Below are 18,721 nucleotides of genomic sequence, written 5' to 3' on the forward strand. Positions count from 1 at the left end.
GCGGGATTCTCATCCTGTTTGACGTATTTCTCATCCTGATTGTCGCACCGCTGGAAGCAGAGGAGATCTTCTATACAATCCTGAACGATGATAAAAAAGCAGCCTGACTATTGAACCAAAAACTCTCCGGTAAACCCGGGGCGGTTCACTTTCGAGGCCTGCTCGAACTTCACTCACGTTACGGCCCGTTGGATCGCTCAGCCGCCCAAGGCGGCCTTTGTCACGAGGCTTCGACGAGACCAGTTGCCCAGCCGCGCCGCTCGTCAGCTTCCGGATCAATCGACAATTCTCCGGATGGAACCTTCCTCCATAGATGATGCGCGCCTTCGAGGCGCACTCTTGCCCGCGTCATAGCCACGCGGGCCGCCATTTTCTGCGGTTTTCACCGACTGGCTGTCGATGATGCCCACCGAAGGCGTGGCGTCTCGTCCATCCTGCTCACGCGACAGGATCACGAGAATATGGTTCATGGCCTCCCATCGTCCCTCGCGTATCCACCAATAGAAATAACCTTGCACGGTCGTAAAGGCGGGAAAATGCCGGGGCAGTTGCCGCCATTGGCAGCCGGTCGTGACGATATAGAGGATCGCCTCCATGACGCGGCGCAAATCCGTGCGGCGCGGCCTCCCCAGACGTTTCCTCTCGGGCATCAGCGGCTCAATCAGCGCCCACTCCGCATCGCGCAGGTCACTTGCATACTCAAGGTCGTCCCGCCGATACTGCGCGCGGGTGATTTCAGTCCAGGCCATCTTGATCTCATCAGGTCATCGCAAACCCATGAATCATAACCTGCTGAAATCACTCAACTCATTTTAAGTCAGACACTCAGACTCTCTGGATCAGTTCGATCTTGTACCCGTCCGGGTCTTCGACAAAAGCAATGACAGTAGTGCCGAATTTCACGGGTCCGGCCTCACGGATGACTTTACCGCCGCCGGCCCGCACCACCTCAACCATCTCCGCAACATCGGGCACGCCGACCGCAAAATGCCCGAATCCAGTGCCGGCTTGATATCCGTCATCTTTACCCCAGTTATAGGTCAGTTCGATTTCTGCCTGACCTGCGTCGTTATCGGCATAACCGATAAAGACCAGAGTATATTTACCCTCGGGCACGTCACGTCGGCGCAACTCATGCATACCGAGCAATTTATAGAAAGCAATGCTGGTATCGAGATTATGGACACGGACCATCGTGTGCAGATAGGTAGCCATCGTCATTCTCCTGTTCTACCAGTTGGCACACCCACCGCCCCCTCATTGATCCCCATCAGGAACAGGCCAGTCTCATCGGCAGCGGCGACGCAGGCCGCCGAATCGATCATCAGAGTCGCACCTGCTTGAAAGGCGATACCACGTAGCCCCACCTCTGCAGCACGCCGGACGGTATCCGATCCAATCGTCGGCAGATCGGCGCGGAGATCCTGCCCAGGTTTGAGCATCTTGACCAGAACACCACCCGGCCGCCCCGGTTGCCTGCATTCTCCGGCCCGCAACAGCATCCGGTCAGTACCTTCCATCGCCTCGACGGCCAGCACCAAACCGTCCTGCACCACACACCCCTGTCCGATATCCAACCGCCCGATCGCCTCGACCACATCCTGACCGCGACGGATGTCCGCCAAGGCTCCCGAATCGGGCTGGATGCGCCCCAATACACCAGAGCGACCAACTGAACCCGAAAGGAACTCATGGGCGCCATGAATAACAAAGCCTTCTTCGGCCAGCACACGTACGATCGCCGCAAGCAATCCATCATCACCCGAGAACAGCGCCCGTCCGATTCGTCCCATGATCCGCACACCCGCCGCATCTGGGCGCAGATCGGAAAAAGATGGCCGGCGTACCGGCCCGATCAGGACCAGATCTCGGCACCCTTCCGCTCGCAGACAAGACAGGATCTCACCGGCCGCAGCCAGCCTGATATAACGGTGCGGCCAAGGTTCGACCACGCCAGGTTCGGCAAAATCCTGGAACCCAACGATGAAGACGCGACGCCCAAGCCTTTCCACGGTGCGCGCTACCTGCCCCGGCAGTGGCCCTCCTCCAGCCAAAATGCCCACGCAGCTTCCGGCTAGTCTAGGGCCGTCACCGACGATCATGCCGATACCCTATCCTCGCCCTATACCCCGTCAGATTCAATCGATACCGCACCACCGCCAGCCACTCGCACCAATCCGCGATGGCTGGGAGCTTCGATGAAGGCTAAAATCTCAGCCACCTTCGGCTCATCACCATATTCCGTTCGCACCGAAGCCATACGCTGGCTGAACGCCATCGATTGCTCTTCCATTGCGCGGGGATAAAGCGCACGGAACGCACGCCGCAAGCGATGCACCTCTTCGGCCTGCACGCCATTACGCTTTAACCAAATCCAATGCAGCCCGACCAGCCGGGCTCGATTTCCAAGCACGCTGCCATAGGGAATCACATCGGCCTCTACACCGCATACGCCGCCGACCAGCGCCGCACGACCGATACGCACGAACTGATGCAATGCCGCTGCACCCATGATTCGCGCGTGGTCCCCGATTGTGACATGCCCTCCCATGACGACATTGTTCACGATGATCACGCTGTTCCCCAGCGAGCAGTCATGCGCAACGTGGGAGTTGGCCATGATCAGACAATCGTCACCCACGCGTGTCACGCCGGTGCCGGTCGCGGTGCCACGATGGATAGTCACATGCTCGCGGATCACGGTTCGTGCTCCGATGATACAGCGTGTCGCCTCACCTCGGTATTTCAGGTCCTGAGGTGCCATGCCGATCGTAGTGAATGGATAACAGAGCACCTCAGGGCCAATCCGCGTATGTCCATCGACGATCACATTGGCGATCAAATGCACACCATCTTCGATCACAACATCGGGACCAATCGAACACCATGGACCAATCCGGACCCCATGCCCAATCACGGCCCCGTCCGCGACGATCGAGGAAGGATGTATCTCTACAGCTCGGCTTACTGAGTCCATTTGTGCCAAATCGGTCAATATGCTCTCCCACAGCGGGGCTCGGCCTAGAACCGCCTGCGTGTCGATGCCTCGGTTCAGCCTGCGTTCATCTTTAGCGCGGTAATCTCTCGTCAAACACCGCATACCAACGAACCGGATATCGCATTCCACGCTAGGAGGAAACCATTGCCCCGCAACGGAACGTTTCAAGCCGACCAGCGGCAGCTTCAGCCCATAATCATCGCGCTGAATGTCGCCTCGGCCACTGATACGCCATCCACGCGTGCAATGCCCTTGAATTTCCAGACATTAGCCCGGCTGCGTTCCTTCTCGACATGGATCCGCAACTGATCGCCAGGTTCCACCGGCCGGCGGAACTTGGCTCCGTCGATGGTCATGAAATAGACCAATTTACCTTCAAAGGCCGCCCCTAAGGTCAATACGACGAGAGTCGCCGCCGTCTGTGCCATCGCCTCGATAATCAACACACCGGGCATTACAGGGCGGGAAGGAAAATGCCCCTGAAAATGCGGTTCACTTGCGGTAACATTCTTAATACCTACAGCGGAAGAACCCAGAATTATATCGACCATCCGATCGATCAACAGGAACGGATAGCGATGAGGAATCGCCTCCATAATCCGCATCACGTCGATCGACTCAATACTCGTCGGGCTATCGCCCACTGCGGGAACCTCTACTTCTTTATTCACGTCGTCCGACCATATTTTGCTCAGGACGGCAGGTCCAAGCACCTTTTCATACAAACACCCACCTATCCCGGTTGAATTCCGGGGGCCTGCTGTCTCAGGCCTCTCCTCCTCCCTCGCGCGGCGTCTTTTTCGCCAAGCGCCGCAACACTGCCACATTCCGAAAAAACTCCCGGAATGGCATCGCGGGACTGCCGATAACGTCAGCCCCTGCCTCCACGTCCGACATCACTCCACATTGCGCACCGATCCGGGCTTTGGTGCCAATACGAATATGGCCAATCAAGCCAGCCTGGGCAGCAACGGTAACGAAATCGCCGAGTTCCGTAGATCCTGATATCCCCGCCTGAGAAACCACGATACAGCAGCGACCCAAGCGCGCATTATGACCAATCTGCACCAGATTGTCGAGGCGCGAGCCTGCACCGACAACAGTGTCCTGTGACGAGCCTCGGTCTATCGTGGAGTTCGCCCCGACTTCGACCCCATCCTCCAAGATCACGCGCCCCAATTGTGGAACGGTCTCGAAGCCATTAGGACCCACCGCAAAACCAAATCCTTCCTGACCGACCCTTACCCCTGCCAGCAACGTCACCCGATCACCCAGAAACGCGTGTGATACGCAGGCATGGGCGCCTACTCTGCATCGCTCACCAATCCTTACCCCTTCACCGATCACCGCGTGCGAGTCGATACGGGTTCCTGCCCCGATGGATGCTCGTGCTCCGATCACAACGAAAGGACCGATCTGCGCCGATGGATCGACGGCAGCCTCCGTTCCCACCAACGCCGTCGGATGAATGCCTGGAACCACGGCTGGCACCGGATGAAACAGACTAGCCACCCGTGCCCACGCCAGATAGGGCGCCTGACAGACCAGCCCGACGGTACTCTTGGGCAACCGGTCGACAAAAGCCTGGCCCAGAAGCACTACACCCGCGCGTGTCTGCTCCAGCAACGGCGCATAGCGGCGATTATCCAGGAAGCTGACATCCTGCGGACCGGCCGATTGCAGCGGCGCTATGCCGACATACAGCCTATCGGAATCAATGCCTTCATTCCCAATGATCCGGGCACCCGCACATTCCGCGAGCTTCTGGAGCGGAAACGGACCGTTCCGCTCGAAGAATCGCTCATCACCCGGCAGGGCGGCGTCGACCTGCCCTTTCATTCCCAGTTGCGCCCCTCAGTGATGTGCCACCGCGGGCGCAGCCGCGGCAGGAGCTTCAGGTGACGCAACCGGAGCCGGAGCCTCCTGCTGCTGACGTTCGACATCGGCGGTGGTGGGCATCGTACCAGACTTTGCCAACACTTCGGGATCAACATTCGCCGCCGGGATAAACACCGTCGGCAATACCTTGTTCAGTTGATCGGCAACTTGCTGGGTGATGTCCAGCCCGTCTTGGCTGAGAGCCACCTGCTCACGATGCAGAATCAGGTTCATTCCCCGACTACTCGCAACCTGACGGATGATCTGAACCAGTTCACGCTCGATCTGCCCCAGCGAGACCTGAGCCGCTTCCTGAACGACGCGATTACGATTGCGGAAATCGCGCTGGGCGCTGATTACACGCTCCTGCAGATGACGCTCGCGCTGCTGAATCTGATCGGAAGCCATATTTTTCGCTTGGGCCTGCAACTTCTGCTGCTCATCTCGCCAGCCGGCTTGTTCCTTCTGCGCGTCACGCGCCAGTTCATCACGCCGTGCCCCCAGCACGCGTTCGGCCTGTTGCGCGGCGCTGGAAAGGCGCATTACGTCAGGCACGCTGATCACGCCAATTACAGGCACAGGCGGTGCAACGCCACGTGGAATGTCGGGCGACGGCGGCACAGGCGGCAGCGGCAACACAGGCGGTGTCTGGGATTGGGCCTCGTCGCCATCGGCTGGGGATGCTGGCATCGGAACTGGCGCAGGATGAGCCTGGCTACGGGGAGCCGACGCAGCCGGGCCGGGCTGGGCAGTCTTGGGAACGAACCAACCGGCATTTCCACCGGAGGGCGCTGTCCCCTGCGCCCATGCCGGAACACAGGCCGTGCCGGCGCATGACAGCACGACAGCCGCGACCAGAGCGGATACGCCACTTGAACGAAGCATTGTCACCTCAGAATTGCTGGCCGAAGCCGAAGCGGAACAATTGGGTCCGGTCATGTTTCTGCTTAAGGACCGGAATACCAAGGTCGATATTGATCAGGCCGAATGGGCTTTTCCACGCAAAGCCTACGCCAGTCGTCACGCGGGGCGTCAACGTGTCACCATAAACCGGCGTATAGCGGGGCATGTCCTGCGGATAGGCCGTATAGCGATTCCGCACACGCAGACCGTCCAATCCACCCATATCCACGAAATAACGGCCGCGAATCCCCATATCCGCCCCGAAAGGCATCGGGAAATTAAGGGTGGCCGAGGCGGTATAAAGAAAGCGGCCGCCGATGAAATCCTCTTGCGAATGCATCGGATAGGTCTGGCCGTTCCACGTATAGGCTGGGATGCCCATGCTACGTGGCCCTGCACCTCCGTCCAGAAAGCCGCGTAGCGTATTACCGCCTAGATAGAAGTTATCGATGATGTCACTACGACCACCACCCCAATTGGCAATCTCTCCTGCACCAGCCGTCAGCGCCAATGTCCAGTCATGGTTACCCGTGAGATCGTCCATCGGAATGTAGTAGCCTAGATCCACCTTGCCGCGCACATAGCGTTCGTTACCGCCCAAACCGGCGAAATCACCGCCAAGTCTTACGACGTAGCCACTATGTGGCTGCATGCGGTTATCGCGCGTGTCGTACGTGATAGTCGTACTGAGCTGCGATAGCAGCGACCAGCCGGTCTGGTCGAGAACATACCAGGATGCATCGCTGTACGCGTTATCAACGTGACGATCCGTCAGCGTGTAGCTCCAAGACTGCGACAGACGATTGGTATAGGCATACCCCATCCTCAGCGTGATACCGTAGCGCCCTTCTGAATAGTTCTGGTAGGTCTGGTAATTATTTTCAATAACGAACAGATCGACGCCAGCGACCAAGTTGCGGTTCAGGAAGTAAGGATCACTGACCGACACGTCCGCCTGCCGCTGGTAATAGGCCATCGTCCCGGAAATACCAGCATCGACGCCAGATCCCAGCAGATTATGCTGCTTCAGCCCAATATTACCCAGAATACCTACGTCGGTCGAATAGCCACCACCCAGCGAAAATTCGCCTGTTGGCTTCTCGACGACATTAACCGCCACGTTCGTCCGGTCTGGAGCAGAGCCCGGTGTCTGATCCACCGAAACGCTACTGAAGAAACCCAAATCCTGCAAAATCGCCTTGGTGTATTTCCGCTCGGTGGGAGTGTACGGGTCGCCTTCAGACATCGGGATCTGGCGTCGGATCACCGAATCCTGCGTAATCGTGTTACCATTGATATCGATCCGCTCGACATAGGCGCGTGGCCCTTCGCTTACATCGAACAGCAGGTCCACAACGCGCTTTTCAGGGTTGCGGGCGATTTCTGGGCGCACCATCGCAAACGGATAGCCCTGCCCCTGTAGAATCTCCTGCATGTCAGTCGCATTGTGCTGCACTGCGCTACCATCGTACCACTGGTTCGCAAACAACTCGATATATTTACGCATCGATGCTGCGCTCACATGCTTCAGCGACGAGCGAATATTGACCTTACCTAACCGATAGCGCGGCCCTTCATCCACCGTGAAGGTCACATAGAAGGATTTGCGATCAGGCGAGAGTTCGCCCGTCTGGTTGCGCACCTGAAAATCGACGAACCCATTACGAAGGTAAAATCGGCGCAACAGCTCGGAATCGTAACGAATACGCTCGGGGTTATATTCATCGGACGAAGCAAAAAACCGATACCATGCCGTTTCCTTCGAGGATATGACTTGGGCCAGACGGGCTTCACTGAACGCCTTGTTGCCAACGAATGAAATTTTGTGGATCAGGGTTTGCTGGGCTTCGTTGATCTGAAAGACCACATCGACCCGATTATGCGCCAGCCGGATGATCTGTGGCGTTACCGTTGCGGCATACCGTGCCTTGCTGGCGTAGACCTCCAGGATCTTCTTACGATCGGCCGCCGTGATTTGAGTGGAGAACACCGCGCGCGGACGTAACGCGATCACCTTGCGCAGATCCTCGTCCTTCGCGGCATGGTTGCCTTCAAAGGCGATGCGATTGACAATCGGATTCTCGGCAAGACGTACTTGAAGCACATTACCCGCCCGATGAAGCGTCACGTCCCGGAACAAACCGGTTGCATACAATGTCTTCAGCGAACGATCGAGTTGGTCCTGATTGAACGGATCCCCGGGCTGCACCACCATATAGGATAGAACGGTGCTGGTCTCGATCCGGTCATTGCCGGTGACCTGTATTGCTTCGATAATGCCGCCGGATCGAGCCGTATGCCCCGCCGGAGCGTGATCTGCCGGGACTCCACGCCGCGCCTCGGCGGTTCCGGCGAGAAACAGCGGCACGAGGCAGACCGACGCCAGAAGCGTTGAACGTTTAGTCGGCAAATTCAGCTTCCCCCAAACCAGACGCTCCGCGAACCCTTAACCGCACCATACAACCAGAGTCGTAGTGCTCACGGTCGATCATATCCGCTTGGCGGACGTATCCGAAATCCCCCCCATCGCGCAAGCACCCGCGTGCTCGGATATGCGGGCGCGTCAACCGTTCAAGGACGCAACCCAGCGAAACAGGCCAAAATGCGACAGGTCATTAAACGTGGAAAAGAGAAATAGTCCCGCGATCACAGCAAACCCCGCCTGAAAACTGATGTCGCGCACACGGCGCGAAACCGGACGCCCGAGCAGCGCCTCCAACCCGTAGAACACCAACCTCCCGCCATCCAGCACGGGAATCGGAAACAGGTTGATCAACCCCAGATTGACGGACAGCAACGCCATGAACGACACGAGACTGGCTACCCCGTATTGTGCCACTTGGCCCGACATCTGAGCGATGCGCAGGGGACCGCCCAAGTCCTTCGCGCTGTGCTGCCCGGTCAGCATCTGCCACAACCCGCCCAGCGTCTGGATTATCAGGCGCCAAGTCTCCTGCACGGCCGCGCCCACCGCTGCCATGGGCGACATCGGCTTGCCGACTGTCGCAGTAAACATCACCCCAAGCTGCCCGGTCCTGGTGCCGCTTTTGTCCGTCACGGTCCCCACGATCACGGGAAGCGTCACAACCTGACCGCCGCGTCGAACGCCCAGTTCGGTATGCGCCCCAGGTTCTGCGGTAACACGAGCCTGAATATCCGCGACATCAGAAACCGTATGATCCCCGATCCTGACAATCACGTCATCCGGTTTCACCCCGGCGGCCTCGGCTGCACTGCCTGCCACGACCTGTCCCACGACATTGCGGATCTCCGGCCGACCCGCGAACATGAAGAGACCGGCAAACAGCACGATAGCGAGCAGAAAATTGAATATCGGCCCGGCAGCAATTACGATCGCCCGCGAGAGCACAGGTTTGTCATGAAAGGTTCGTCCGGGCAGCCAGGCCGCCATCTGTTCGGGCGTCGCCTCGTCAGGTCCTTCGAACCCATGTGGCTTGACGTATCCCCCCAGCGGAATCGGACATAGTCGCCATTCCGTACCCACACGATCGTGCCAGCGCAGCAGGGGGCGCCCGAAGCCGATCGAGAAGACCTCGACATGCACCCCCCGCCAACGGGCGGCCAGATAGTGGCCCAACTCGTGAATAAAGACCAACACACCCAGCACCAGGGCGAAGGCAAGAAGGGTCCGAAGCAACTCGGGCATAATGATGGATCAGCTCCTCATAACGATATCGCTGAGGTCAAGCAGCGAGGGATGTCGTACGCAGACGGGCAGCGCGACGAGCTTCCTCGTCCCAATGCAGCACCTCTTCAAGCGAATCAGCACTCTGGCGCCCGAGAGCCAGCATCACGCCCTCTACCACCCGCGCAATGTCGAGGAACCCTATGGAGCCGCCCAAGAACGCCTCGACCGCGATCTCATTCGCCGCTGACAGGATAGTGGGGACGGCGCCGCCGACACGCAAGGATTCACGCGCCAAACGCAGGGCGGGGAAACGTACCTCGTCCGGTTCCTCGAAATCCATTCGTCCGAGCGCGGCAAGGTCCAGCCGAGGCGAGTTCGTCGCCATGCGTGCCGGCCAGGCCAGGGTGTGCGCGATGGGAATACGCATGTCGGCCGAGCCCATCTGCGCCACGATGCTGCCGTCGCTATACTGAACGAGCCCATGCACGACTGATTGCGGATGAACCACAACGCCGATTCGGTCCTCGGTCAGCGCGAACAGGCGCGCGGCCTCGATCACTTCCAGACCCTTGTTGAACATGGTGGCCGAATCGATGGTGATCTTGGCGCCCATTGTCCATGTCGGATGCTTCAGCGCAGCTTCCAGCGTTGCCTTTTCCATCTCGGCGAGCGTGGCCCGGCGAAATGGACCGCCCGAGGCGGTCAGCACGATTTTTTCCACCTCGGCAACCTGACGGTCGGCCATCGACTGGAAAATCGCATTATGCTCGGAATCGACCGGCAGCAACGTAGCCCCAGCCTGTTCGACGGCGCGCAGCATGACGTCACCCGCGCAGACAAGGGCTTCCTTGTTCGCCAGCGCGACGAAACCACCATTCCGGACCGCCGCCAGGGTTGGTTCAAGCCCGATCGCCCCGGTAATGGCGGCCATGGTCCAATCTACCTGACGCGCAGCCGCCTCGATCACCGCCTGACGGCCGCCCGAAGCCATAATACCGGTGCCTGCCAACAGCGCGCGCAGTTCCGGCAGACAAGCTTCATCGGCGATGACGGCCTGCTCGGCCCGCAGCGCCCGCGCCTGCTCGGCCAAGCGCTGGACGTTACGGCCGCCGACCAGCGCCACGGCACGAAAACGCTCCGGTGCCTGCAGCAGCAGATCGACCGTGGAGCATCCGATGCTGCCGGTGCTGCCCAGAACGGTGACTGACTTCATGCCTTTTTCTTCCCTGCCGTTAGGCGTCGACACGCCATCACTCTCATTCGACCGTATGCCCGCCACGCGCCATATGCGGCATATCCGTGTACGTCCCAAACACGGCGGAAACCAGACCGGTGGGCGTCACATACCAAAATGCCCCGGCCCCCGCCGCCCCCAGAGACAACAGGGCTGCCAGCGGCGCCGCAACCAGCAAGCCGTCGAACCGATCCAGCAATCCGCCATGCCCCGGAATGATCGCACCGGAATCCTTTACCCCGCGCGCGCGTTTCAGCGCACTTTCCGCCAAATCCCCAATTTGGGCTGCCACGGCCATCAGGCCACCGAACATTATTCCATGCCCCCAGGCCCCCGAACCGGAGACAAGCGCGCAGATTACGCTGCCGGCCACCATGGCGCAGCCCAGTCCCCCCAGCGATCCCGACCAGGTCTTGGCCGGTGAGATCGCCGGGGCCAGCTTGGGGCCACCGATCAGGCGGCCGATCAGATAGGCTCCGCTGTCGCTGACGGCGACACAGGTGATGACGAACAGCACGACACCGGCACCCGGCACTGTCATCAGGCGCAGCCACAGCAACGCCAGGCCGGCGCAGCCAATCACCATCTGGCCGCTCCACAGCGCTGGCCCGAAAACGAATGCACCGCCGATCACCAGAAATGATTCCAGCCAATGTCCGCCCAGCGCCGCAGCCATGACGGCAACCGGCCAGAGGACATAGAGCGCACCACGCCAGGACCGGAGATTGAGCCCGAACAGGCGCCCCCATTCCACCGCCATGCCTGCGCTGGCCAGCAGGACAAGCAGCGCATAAGCCGCTCCACCCGCCCAAATACACAATGCAGCCACGGGAACCAGCACCGCGGCGGAGATCAGGCGCGCACGCAGGTCTTTCCAGTTCCTGCCTCCGCGTGGAATGGCGGGAGGCTCAGAGCGTGGGTCGAGCACCGAAGCGTCTTTCACGCCGGGCGAACATGTCCAACGCCGCGTCGAAATGCTGTTCATTGAAATCCGGCCACAGGGTGTCGAGAAACACAAGTTCGGCATAGGCCGACTGCCAGAGCAGAAAATTGGACAGCCGGCACTCACCGCTGGTCCGAATGATCAGGTCGGGATCGGGCAGATCGGCCGTGAGCAGGAAACGGCCGAACAGCGCTTCATCCAGTTGCGCCGGGTCCAGCGCGCCGTCACGCACCGCCAGCGCTACGTGCTTCGCCGCCTGCATGATATCCGCCCGCCCGCCATAGGACAGCGCCAGCACCAGTGTGAGCCGGCGGTTTGCCGACGTTACGTCCTCCGCCCGTTTCGCTTCGGCCCGTACATCGTCGTCGAAGCGCGACAGATCGCCGATGATGCGGATCCGCACCCCCTCGCGCGACAATTCGGCCACCTTGTGACGCAGGTAATAGCGGAGGAGCGACGTCAGATCCGCCACCTCGTCTGGGGTACGGCGCCAGTTTTCAGACGAAAATGCATATAGTGTCAGATAACCGACCCCGCGCCTGATCGCGGCCTGCACGCATCGCCGCACGGCCTCCGCGCCCGCGCTGTGTCCGGCGGCGCGGGGTAGCCCGCGCGCCATGGCCCAGCGGCCGTTGCCATCCATGATCAACGCGACATGCCCCGGCGGAGCCGACACAGCGCCACCATTGCCCCGACCCGCTATATCGAGAGGGGTATTGGGGGGTATCTGCGCGTCTGTTGTCCCGGCCGCCGGGCCAGGTACGGAGCCCATGGTCACGGCGAGGTCAGACCTGCTTGATCTCGCGTTCCTTCTCCGCGAGCATGTCGTCGATCCGCTTTACATACTGGTCGGTCAATTTCTGGATCGCCTCGGACCAGACTTTCACGTCGTCCTGACTGATTTCGCTCTTCTTCTCGAACGTCTTCGTCTGGTCCATGCCGTCGCGCCGCACGCCGCGCACCGCGATCTTGGCGTTTTCGGAATATTTGCCGGCCGTGCGCGCCAGGTCGTTGCGACGTTCTTCGGTCAATTGCGGGATCGGCACCCGCACCGTCTGGCCATCGGCCGCCGGGTTCAGCCCCAGGCCGCTATCGCGAATCGCACGCTCCACGGCACCGACCAGCGAACGGTCCCACACCTGCACCGTCAGCATCCGGGCTTCCGGCACTGCGATCGACCCGACCTGCGTCAATGGCACTTCACCGCCATAAGCTTCCACGCGCACCGGTTCGATCAGGGCCGGACTGGCCCGTCCCGACCGCAATCCGGCGAAATCGCGGCGCAGGCTCTCCAGCGCGCCGTCCATCCGGCGGACAAGGTCATCCAGCAGTGTCTTCTGATCAGCAGCCACAGTGGCCCTCCACACTCAAGCAGGGCGGCCACCGGAGCGGCCACCCGTCATACACATCAACTCGCCACAGGAGCGCCGGGGCGCCCTGACTGTCAGGACGCCTCGACGATCTTGGTATACAGTCCCTCGCCCCGCATTACCTGGGGAAACGCGCCCGGTGCGTGGATATTGAACACAAGAATCGGCAAGCGGTTCTCGCGCGCCAGGCTGATGGCGGCGGCATCCATCACATGCAGGTCGCGCGCCAGCACATCGAGATAGGTCAGCGTCTCGAAGCGGGTGGCGTCCGGCACCTTGCGCGGATCGGCCGAATAGACGCCATCGACCTGCGTGCCCTTGAGCAGCGCATCGCAATCCATTTCGGCGGCACGCAGCGCGGCCGCCGTATCGGTGGTAAAGAACGGATTACCCGTCCCCGCCGCAAAAATGACGACCCGGCCCTTCTCCATATGGCGGACCGCCCGCCGGCGGATATAGGGCTCGGCCACCGACGACATATGGATCGCCGACATCACGCGCGTCGGAACGCCGTGGCGCTCCAGGGCATTCTGCACCATCAGGGCATTGATCACGGTCGCCAGCATGCCGGCATAATCGCCCTGCGCCCGGTCCATGCCGCGCGCGGCCGCCGCAACGCCACGGAAGATGTTGCCGCCACCGATTACCAGGCAGACCTCGACCCCGGTCTGGGCGACGATCGCCACGTCCGCGGCGATGGTGTCCACCATTTCAGGGTCGATGCCATACGAGCCGTCGCCCATCAGGGCCTCGCCCGAAATTTTCAGCAGGACACGGCGGTAACCCTGAACGTCTTGTGCTTCACGATCCGTCACGAGGTCCCCCGATTGCTTATACGATGGCTCCTCACGGGGAATGCTCCCCGCCTGGACCACACTTACGCCGATCCTCTTAATCCCCCTGATGACCGGTCACAAGCACACTCGTCATTCCAAACTCAATCCTCCCGTTCAGGAGGCGTCGTCCAGTCCGAGCGCGCGCAGGCGAGCCTTCTCCTCGTCCCAGCCGGCGCGCTCCTTCACATTCAGAAACAGATGGCACGTCCGGCCCAGCAGACGCGAAAGATCCTTGCGCGCCTTCTCGCCGATCGCGCGGATTCGGCTGCCTTTTTCGCCGATCAGGATCGCCTTGTGCCCTGCGCGCGCCACATAGATCGTCACCTCGATCCGCACCGAGCCATCGGGCTGCTCGCGGAAGCTCTCGGTTTCGGCGGTGGCGGCGTAGGGCACTTCTTCGTGCGTCTGGAGAAAGATCTGTTCGCGCACCAGTTCGGCCGCCAGCAGGCGATCGGGCAGGTCGGTCAGGTCGTCCTCGGGATACAGGTACGGTCCCTCGGGCAAAGCCGCGCCCAGCGCATCCAGGAGGTCGTCAACCCCGTCGCCGCTGCGCGCGCTGACCATGTAGACGTGCTCCACATCCAGCAGGCCGGACAGTTCGGCCGTCAGCGGGAGCAGGGCCTGGCGATCCACCAGGTCGGTCTTGTTCAGCACCAGCCAGACGCGGCGGCGCGTCTTGGCCAACTGCTCGATAATGGGGCGCACCGTGTCACACAGGCCGCGGCGTGCGTCGATCAGCAGCAGCGTGATGTCGGCATCCTCGGCACCGGTCCAGGCCGCCTTCACCATCGCGCGGTCCAGCCGGCGACGGGGCTTGAAGATGCCCGGCGTGTCCACCAGCAGGATCTGGCTGGCGCCGCGCATCAGAATGCCCAGCACGCGGAAGCGGGTCGTCTGTGCCTTCGGACTGACGATGGACAGTTTCGCCCCCGCCATCCGGTTCAGCAAGGTCGATTTCCCGGCATTCGGCGCACCGACGATGGCGACAAAGCCGCAGCGGGTGGTCATTTCGTGTACCCTTTCCGGCGAGGTCGTCCCCTCGCCACAATAATCCGTCATCCGATCCGCCGCAGCAGGTCTGCCGCCGCGGCACTTTCGGCCGCGCGCTTGCTGCCCGCCTCCCCTTCGCCCGACTGGCCGCCGGCCGTCACCGCGATCACGAACCGGGGGGCATGCGACGGCCCGTCGACCAGTACCGTCTGATAGGACGGCAGCGGCTGCCCGCGCGCCAGCACCCATTCCTGCAAGGCGGTCTTGGGGTCCTTGGGCGGGCGGGCCTGGGCGATGATCGCGTCGTTCCAGGCCGCGCGCACGAAACGGCGCGCGGGTTCCAGGCCGCCATCCAGATACATCGCGCCCAGAATCGCCTCGACCGCGTCAGCCAGCACATTGGCGACCTGGCGCACGCCGGCGCGGGCCTCGTGCTCGGCCACGTCCAGCGCCCGCGTCAGGTCCATCGTGGCCGCTATGGCCGCCAGGATCGGGCGCGACACCAGATGCGCGTGGCGCGGCCCCAGCGCGCCCTCCTGCTCGTCGGGAAAGCGCTCCAGCAGCCATTCGGCCATCAGCAGACCCAGGACGCGGTCACCGATGAATTCCAGCCGTTCGTTGGAGCCGGCGCCACGGCGGGATGCCGGCTGACGGCCGCGGCGGCCTGATCCGCCGCTGCGCTGGTGGGCGGCGGAGCGATGGGTCAGGGCTTCGCGCAGCAGGTCGGTGCGGCGGAAATGATAGCCTAGCCGGGCCTCGACCGCCGCCACGTCGCCACCGGGCGCGACCTCTTCCACGGTGCCTTCGGCAGTCATTTCACGCCCATGAAGAGGCGGTTCCAACGGATTTCGGCCGGCCACATCCAGAATTCCCACACCGGATAGCGCGTATCGAGCGACAGGAAGATCCATTTGGCCTGGCCGATCAGGTTCTCCATCGGCACGAAACCGAGGTCTTCCGGGTCGTCGCCCATGAAGCGGCTGTCGGCGCTGTCGTCGCGATTGTCACCCATCGCGAAGAAATAGCCCTGCGGCACGACATAGACCGGGGTATCGTTCTGGAAGCCCTCGTTGGTCAGCTTCAGGATGTCGTGCCGGACCGTCGGCGCGCCGGCGCTGCCCGGCAGATCTTCTTGAAAACGCTGGCCTTCCATGCGGGTGCGGTGCTCGTCCACCGCCACGTAATCGCCCTTCGACACGCGGGGGACCAGCACGTCGTTGAGATAGAGTTCGCCGCCGCGCACCTGCACGCGGTCACCGGGCAGGCCGATGATGCGCTTGATGTAGTCGATCGACGTGTCCTTGGTGAAGCGGAAGACCGCGACGTCGCCGCGATGAGGCGTGCGCGCGAAGATGCGCCCGCTGAACAGGTCGGGCGAGCGCGGCAGCGAGAAATGGGAGTAGCCGTAGCTGTATTTCGCGACCCAGAGATAGTCGCCGACCTGCAAGGTCGGGATCATGGACCCGGAGGGGATGTTGAACGGCTCGAACAGGACGGTGCGCACCCCGATCGCCAGCGCGCCGGCGATGATGATGGTGCGGGCCATGTCCCAGACGCCGCGCAAGGCCGGAAGAACGCCCCCTGACGAGAGGGGTGATGTATGGGTCTTGTGCGGGTCATCCATAGGTATGGTGTCTGAATCCGGAAGGTGATGCGGGGGCCGCCCGTGGGGCCAGCGGATGAAGCCGGGGGGACCGTCCCCTGTCAACCGGCGCGCGATCTTATTAGCCCGATCCTAACCCACGGGGCCAGCGTCGATCATCACCTGTGCGAACGCATAGGGATATTCGTCGGTCATGGTCAGCAGAATGCGCGCCGTGGCGCCGGGCGGCAGCAGCGCGTCCAGCCTTGCGCGCGCGCCGCCGGTGAGCACCATCACGGGCTGGCCGGTCGGCAGATTGTCCACGCCCAGGTCGCGGTGGAACACGCCGTGGGAAAACCCTGTCCCCAGGGCCTTGGCGCATGCTTCCTTGGCCGCCCACCGCTTGGCGTAGGCCCCCAGGCGCGCCTGCCCGTTGCGCCGGTCGGCGCGCCGCCGCTCGGCTTCGGTGAAGACCCGGTCCAGGAAGCGTTCGCCATGGCGGTCCAGCGCGCGCTCGATGCGGCGGATGTCGCACAGGTCGGAGCCGATGCCCAGCAGGTTCATCCCTTCGCCCGCTCCACCTGGACGACGCTGCTGGCCGCGCGCATCGCCGCGATCAGCGAGGACAGGTGGCGCAGGTCGCGCACTTCGATATCCGCCAGGATCTCCATGAAATCGAGCTGGCGGTTGACGATGCGCAGATTGACGATGGTGCCGTCATGCTTGGAGGCGACATTCGTCAGCGTGGCGAGGATGGAGGGCTCGTTGGCGGCGACGATGCTCAACCGCCCGATATGCGGCTCGCCATTACCGCGACCGATCACGTCGTAATCCCAGTCCACATCCATGAAACGCTCGGGCGTGGCGGCGAAGCTTTCCAGCGTCTGGCAGCCGGCGGTGTGGATGGTGATGCCCTTGCCGGTGGCGACGATGCCCACGATGCGGTCGCCCGGCAGGGGATGGCAGCACCCCGCGAAATGAACCGCGATGCCCGGCCCGATGCCGGCCAGCGCCATGCCGCCGCCCGACCTGGCCTTTGCGGTGCGCGCGGGCGCGCGCATGGGGATGCCGGGGACCATGCGCGGCGCGCGCGGCGTCTGGCGCAGTTCGGGATAGGCGGCGTGCACCACGTCGCGCGGCCCGATATTGCCGTTGCCGACCGCGACGTACAGATCTTCGACCGACGCCTGCTTGAGGTCGGCGAGAAGGCTGTCCAGCACCTTTTCCGACCCGTCCACGCCCTCTTGCCGGAACGCCTTGGCCAGTGCGGCGCGGCCGTTATCGACATGGGCTTCGCGCTGCTGGGCCGCCACATGGCGGCGGATGCGCGCCCGCGCCTTGCCGGTGACGACGAATCGCTCCCACGACGGTGACGGCGTGCCGCCGCGCGCCGTCATGATCTCGACCTGATCGCCGTTCTGCAATTCGTGACGCAGCGGCATCAGCCGCCCGTTGATGCGCGCGCCCACGCAGGTGTCGCCGACCTGGCTGTGCACCGCGTAGGCGAAATCGACCGGCGTGGCGCCGCGCGGCAGCGAGATCAGTTGCCCCTTGGGCGTGAAGCAGAAGACCTGATCCTGGTAGAGTTCGAGCTTGGTGTTTTCCAGGAACTCGTCCGGGGCCGCCGAATCCTCCAGGATGTCCAGCAGATCCTGCACCCAGCGCAGGCCGGTGACGACCTGCCCCGCGCCGCCGGCACCGGGCAGTTGCTTGTACATCCAGTGCGACGCCACGCCGTTTTCGGCGATGTCGTGCATTTCGGCGGTGCGGATCTGCACCTCGATCTTCTGGTTGCGCGGATAGCGCAGCGTCACGCCCGTATGCAGGCTCTGATAGCCGTTGGCCTTGGGGGTGGAGATGTAATCCTTGAACCGGCCGACGATGACCGGGAAGGCCGCGTGGACCGCGCCCAGGGCCACGTAACAGGCCTCGCGCGTCGGGACGAGGATGCGGAAGGCCATGATGTCGGAAAGCTGCTCGAAGGCGACATTGCGCTTCTGCATCTTTTCCCAGATCGAGAAGGGCGATTTCTCGCGCCCCGATACCTCGACCTCGCCCAGGCCGGCCTCGCGGCAGAGCCGGACCAGATCGCGCCGGACCTCTTCGATCACATCCGCGCCCTGGCCGCGCAGGTAGTTGAGCCGCGCGCGGATGGTGGTGTTGGCTTCCGGCTCCAGTTCCGCGAAGGACAGGTTCTGGAGTTCGGTCTTGACCTTGTCCATGCCGATGCGCCCGGCCAGGGGCGCATAGATTTCCATGGTCTCGCGGGCGATGCGCTGGCGCCGGTCCAGCCGCTGCACGTAATGCAGCGTGCGCATGTTGTGCAGCCGGTCCGCCA

The 18,721-nt window shown here is 62.2% G+C and carries 18 protein-coding genes and 1 pseudogene; all 19 read right to left on the minus strand.

What is annotated here, in order from left to right:
- Nucleotides 1-320 precede the first annotated feature (320 nt).
- Nucleotides 321-749, minus strand: a pseudogene (locus tag ABF821_RS14335) (IS5 family transposase); the annotation flags it as partial.
- A gap of 76 nt (nucleotides 750-825) precedes the next feature.
- Nucleotides 826-1,215 (minus strand): lactoylglutathione lyase, encoded by a 390-nt coding sequence (gloA, locus tag ABF821_RS14340; RefSeq protein ID WP_182972671.1) that lies wholly within the window; start codon nucleotides 1,213-1,215, stop codon nucleotides 826-828.
- A gap of 2 nt (nucleotides 1,216-1,217) precedes the next feature.
- Nucleotides 1,218-2,102, minus strand: coding sequence for an LpxI family protein (locus tag ABF821_RS14345; RefSeq protein WP_182972672.1), 885 nt, complete (start codon nucleotides 2,100-2,102; stop codon nucleotides 1,218-1,220).
- Nucleotides 2,103-2,122: 20 nt separating this feature from the next.
- Nucleotides 2,123-2,977, minus strand: coding sequence for an acyl-ACP--UDP-N-acetylglucosamine O-acyltransferase (lpxA, locus tag ABF821_RS14350; RefSeq protein WP_415530493.1), 855 nt, complete (start codon nucleotides 2,975-2,977; stop codon nucleotides 2,123-2,125).
- Nucleotides 2,978-3,183: 206 nt separating this feature from the next.
- A complete protein-coding gene (fabZ, locus tag ABF821_RS14355; RefSeq protein ID WP_415530494.1) occupies nucleotides 3,184-3,669 on the minus strand; it encodes a 3-hydroxyacyl-ACP dehydratase FabZ in 486 nt (161 codons plus the stop codon).
- A 94-nt stretch (nucleotides 3,670-3,763) separates the two neighbouring features.
- Entirely contained in the window at nucleotides 3,764-4,837 is a 1,074-nt protein-coding gene (gene lpxD, locus ABF821_RS14360; RefSeq protein ID WP_415530487.1) for a UDP-3-O-(3-hydroxymyristoyl)glucosamine N-acyltransferase, read from the minus strand.
- 15 nt (nucleotides 4,838-4,852) lie between these two features.
- A complete protein-coding gene (locus ABF821_RS14365; protein ID WP_415530488.1) occupies nucleotides 4,853-5,761 on the minus strand; it encodes an OmpH family outer membrane protein in 909 nt (302 codons plus the stop codon).
- A gap of 7 nt (nucleotides 5,762-5,768) precedes the next feature.
- Complete coding sequence (bamA, locus tag ABF821_RS14370) at nucleotides 5,769-8,189, minus strand: outer membrane protein assembly factor BamA (protein WP_415530489.1); 2,421 nt, start codon at nucleotides 8,187-8,189, stop codon at nucleotides 5,769-5,771.
- 153 nt (nucleotides 8,190-8,342) lie between these two features.
- A complete protein-coding gene (gene rseP / locus ABF821_RS14375; RefSeq protein ID WP_182972676.1) occupies nucleotides 8,343-9,446 on the minus strand; it encodes an RIP metalloprotease RseP in 1,104 nt (367 codons plus the stop codon).
- 37 nt (nucleotides 9,447-9,483) lie between these two features.
- Nucleotides 9,484-10,641 carry a 1-deoxy-D-xylulose-5-phosphate reductoisomerase gene (gene dxr, locus ABF821_RS14380; protein WP_415530495.1) on the minus strand — a complete coding sequence of 386 codons (1,158 nt, stop codon included), beginning with the start codon at nucleotides 10,639-10,641 and terminating at the stop codon, nucleotides 9,484-9,486.
- A gap of 43 nt (nucleotides 10,642-10,684) precedes the next feature.
- Nucleotides 10,685-11,605 carry a phosphatidate cytidylyltransferase gene (locus ABF821_RS14385; RefSeq protein ID WP_415530490.1) on the minus strand — a complete coding sequence of 307 codons (921 nt, stop codon included), beginning with the start codon at nucleotides 11,603-11,605 and terminating at the stop codon, nucleotides 10,685-10,687.
- The gene (uppS, locus tag ABF821_RS14390; RefSeq protein WP_415530496.1) at nucleotides 11,571-12,248 is read right to left on the minus strand and encodes a polyprenyl diphosphate synthase; all 678 of its coding nucleotides are present in this window, start codon (nucleotides 12,246-12,248) and stop codon (nucleotides 11,571-11,573) included. The genes ABF821_RS14385 and uppS overlap by 35 nt, the downstream gene beginning before the upstream one ends.
- Nucleotides 12,249-12,390: 142 nt before the next feature.
- Nucleotides 12,391-12,957, minus strand: a complete 567-nt coding sequence (gene frr, locus ABF821_RS14395) for a ribosome recycling factor (RefSeq protein ID WP_114727753.1) — start codon at nucleotides 12,955-12,957, stop codon at nucleotides 12,391-12,393.
- A gap of 92 nt (nucleotides 12,958-13,049) precedes the next feature.
- A complete protein-coding gene (pyrH, locus tag ABF821_RS14400; protein WP_182972678.1) occupies nucleotides 13,050-13,790 on the minus strand; it encodes a UMP kinase in 741 nt (246 codons plus the stop codon).
- A gap of 135 nt (nucleotides 13,791-13,925) precedes the next feature.
- On the minus strand, nucleotides 13,926-14,819 hold the full coding sequence (gene era / locus ABF821_RS14405; RefSeq protein WP_183009362.1) for a GTPase Era: 894 nt from the start codon (nucleotides 14,817-14,819) through the stop codon (nucleotides 13,926-13,928).
- 47 nt (nucleotides 14,820-14,866) lie between these two features.
- Nucleotides 14,867-15,616: a ribonuclease III gene (rnc, locus tag ABF821_RS14410; protein WP_182972680.1), complete on the minus strand. Its 750-nt coding sequence runs from the start codon at nucleotides 15,614-15,616 to the stop codon at nucleotides 14,867-14,869.
- On the minus strand, nucleotides 15,613-16,347 hold the full coding sequence (lepB, locus tag ABF821_RS14415; RefSeq protein WP_246401130.1) for a signal peptidase I: 735 nt from the start codon (nucleotides 16,345-16,347) through the stop codon (nucleotides 15,613-15,615). Before lepB ends, rnc begins: the two co-directional genes overlap by 4 nt.
- A 189-nt stretch (nucleotides 16,348-16,536) precedes the next feature.
- Nucleotides 16,537-16,947 carry a holo-ACP synthase gene (gene acpS, locus ABF821_RS14420; RefSeq protein ID WP_183009361.1) on the minus strand — a complete coding sequence of 137 codons (411 nt, stop codon included), beginning with the start codon at nucleotides 16,945-16,947 and terminating at the stop codon, nucleotides 16,537-16,539.
- Nucleotides 16,944-18,721 (minus strand): RelA/SpoT family protein (locus tag ABF821_RS14425; RefSeq protein ID WP_415530492.1); only part of this gene is annotated, 1,778 nt, incomplete at its 5' end. The genes ABF821_RS14425 and acpS, both read right to left, overlap by 4 nt.

The sequence above is a fragment of the Gluconacetobacter sp. genome, assembly GCF_047721585.1.
Taxonomy (GTDB): Bacteria; Pseudomonadota; Alphaproteobacteria; order Acetobacterales; family Acetobacteraceae; genus Gluconacetobacter; species Gluconacetobacter dulcium.